General features: G+C 49.0%; 4 protein-coding genes. All 4 read left to right on the forward strand.

Going from position 1 to position 2,616, the window contains the following annotated elements:
- Positions 1 to 2 precede the first annotated feature (2 nt).
- Entirely contained in the window at positions 3 to 830 is an 828-nt protein-coding gene (locus GRP75_RS23945; protein ID WP_237449165.1) for an ABC transporter permease, read from the forward strand.
- The gene (locus tag GRP75_RS23950) at positions 827 to 1,693 is read left to right on the forward strand and encodes an ABC transporter permease (RefSeq protein WP_023989108.1); all 867 of its coding nucleotides are present in this window, start codon (positions 827 to 829) and stop codon (positions 1,691 to 1,693) included. Before GRP75_RS23945 ends, GRP75_RS23950 begins: the two co-directional genes overlap by 4 nt.
- On the forward strand, positions 1,678 to 2,451 hold the full coding sequence (locus tag GRP75_RS23955) for an ABC transporter ATP-binding protein (protein ID WP_048481509.1): 774 nt from the start codon (positions 1,678 to 1,680) through the stop codon (positions 2,449 to 2,451). The genes GRP75_RS23950 and GRP75_RS23955 overlap by 16 nt, the downstream gene beginning before the upstream one ends.
- A partial coding sequence (locus GRP75_RS23960; protein ID WP_160790565.1) for an ATP-binding cassette domain-containing protein occupies positions 2,448 to 2,616 on the forward strand: 169 nt, incomplete at its 3' end. The genes GRP75_RS23955 and GRP75_RS23960, both read left to right, overlap by 4 nt.

The following is a 2,616-nucleotide window of genomic DNA, read 5'->3' on the forward strand; positions in this document are numbered from 1 at the left end:
TTCTGGGGGAATACGCCACAGCTGAGGCTATTGAGAGTATGCGCCATAGGTTGGGGCTGGATCGTTCTCTTTGGGAGCAGTTTATAGGCTTTGTGCACAATTTCTTTACACACAGTGATACCGGCGTTTCGATTGTTTTTGAGACTTCTTCAAGAGAGTTGATTGCAGAGCGGGCCCCTGTGACGCTGCTGCTCATTGCAATGACCTGTCTTTTTTCCATCATTATTTCGCTGGTGCTGGCCACCCTTGCGGCAACACATAAAGACGGACTGCTTGACCACATTATACGCATCTTGCCTGCTGTAACGCTCGGTATGCCGATTTTTTGGGTTGGACTGCTACTGATTCTGGTATTTAGCGTTCGGCTTCGCTGGTTCCCCGTTGGGGGAGTCGGCGAGGGCTGGCTTGGAATCTTGTACAGTCTCGCCCTTCCTGCGATCACTGTCGGATTGTCGCAAATTCCCTCGCTTGTTCGTTCTTTAAGAGCGCAGATGTTGGAAGTGCTGGAATCTGATTTTGTTGTAACCTTGAAGGCAGCGGGAATCCCCGACCGGGTTATATTGGTAAAGCATGTCCTGCGCAATTCCGCTCTTCCCGCTCTTATGCTGCTTGGCGTAAACATTGCCTACCTGATGGGCGGCACGTTGGTAATTGAACAGGTTTTTGGCCTCAAGGGTATCGGAAGCCTGTTATTTTCAGCCATTTCAAACCGGGATTTTCCTGTTATACAGGGGATTGCTCTTTATTGTGCGATATCTGTGGTCATCATCGGCTTCGTGATTGAGGTTGCTTCTGGGTATCTTGATCCCAGGACGAAAGGAGAACAATGAAACGCACGCAATTAGATCTTCAGATTCAGAAGGCGGGTCATAGCAACCGCTCTTGGGGAAAAATACTAAATACTCCATCTCTTTTATGGGGCAGTATTATGTTTGCGTTACTCATAGGTATTGCAGTGTTCGCACCGGTTATTAGCCCCTACCAGCCTTCTGATCAAAATATTTCGGCAACTTTACAACCCCCGTCCTTCGAACACTGGCTGGGAACCGATCAACTGGGGCGTGATTTGTTTACACGGCTGATCTATGCCGCACGGACTGATTTGAAGATTATGGTGCTGGCGGAGATCATCCCTTTTTGTATGGGGGTGTTTCTGGGAATGCTTGCCGGGTATTATGGTAAATGGGTAGACACGGTTATCACGCTTTTGACCGATACGTTTATTGCGTTCCCTTTTTATTTGATTGTAATTATAGTGGCGTTTGCAAGCGGTACGGGTGAACAGGGGATATACATTACATTTGTCCTGGTTGGCTGGATTGTATACGCGCGCGTGGTCAAGGGTCTTAGCGCATCGTTTCGCAAGCAGGAATGGATAGCCGCTGCAAAAACTCTGGGAATCCCGGATATTAAAATCATACTGCGCCATCTTCTGCCGAATGTGTTACCGCAAGCGGTGGTAGTGCTTATGACGGACATGGCTGTTCTGCTTGTAGCCATTGTTACGCTAGGCTATCTAGGTATCGGCATTGCGCCGCCAACTCCGGATTGGGGAACTATGATTTCTGATGGGCAGCCCTTTATATCTACTAAGTGGTGGCTTTCAGCAATCCCAGGCTTTGCGGTAGTATATACAGGGATTGCCTTATCCCTTGTGGGCGATGGGCTAGCAGATATATGGAGAAGAAAATGAATGCTATGAATCCAATTTTAGAAGTGGAAAATTTGTCGCTCGCGACGCAATCGAATCATAAATTGGTCACTAATGTGAGTCTCAAAGTTGAAGCGGGCGAAAGTATAGGACTTGTGGGGGAATCCGGATCTGGAAAATCGCTCACGCTTCGCTCCATCATAGGGTTGCTTCCCTCCGGTATTGAACAAGTTGGCGGGCATATTAGGAGCAATGGCAGATGCGCAATGATTTTTCAAGACCCGATAAGGGCACTTGACCCTCTCTGCCCGGTGGCCCGGCAGCTTGCCGAGGTTGTGTACTACAGGCAGAAGGTGAGTCGGAAGGTCGCGCGCACAATAGCTTTGGAACTGCTTGAAATGCTCGGTCTTCCCGATTCCTTAAAGCATACTGACCGTTACCCCCGCCAGCTTTCAGGCGGCCAGTGTCAACGTATTGTTATTGCGATGGCTTTGGCGTGCAAGCCGGGCATCCTTCTTTGTGATGAGCCAACAACTGCGCTTGACGTAACGGTTCAACGGCAAATACTTGACGTTATTTCACGTCTTCAAAAGGAGCTGGGTTTTGCCATGGTGTTTGTTACGCACAATCTTGCTGTAGCTGCTTCGATGTGCTCAAAGCTTTGCGTTATGAAAGAGGGAAGAATCATAGAGCGGGGAGACACTTTGCCCCTTTTACAAAACCCGCAAAATCCGTATACACAGTTGCTGATAAGCTCAGTGCTTCCTCTCCCGGATCTTGAAAGGAGCGCGGATTTATGAAAACAGCCTTGCAGATAGAAAATATAACGGTTGCTTATGGTAAGTTCACCGCGCTTGATCAAGAAAGCCTGGAGCTGCAGGAGCGTACCACGCTTGGTCTTGTGGGAGAATCGGGTTCAGGAAAGTCTACCCTCGCGCGGGTAATAGCCGGGCTGATCGCCCCGG

This window comes from Paenibacillus sp. OT2-17, from assembly GCF_009827695.1.
Lineage (GTDB): Bacteria > Bacillota > Bacilli > Paenibacillales > Paenibacillaceae > Paenibacillus > Paenibacillus polymyxa_B.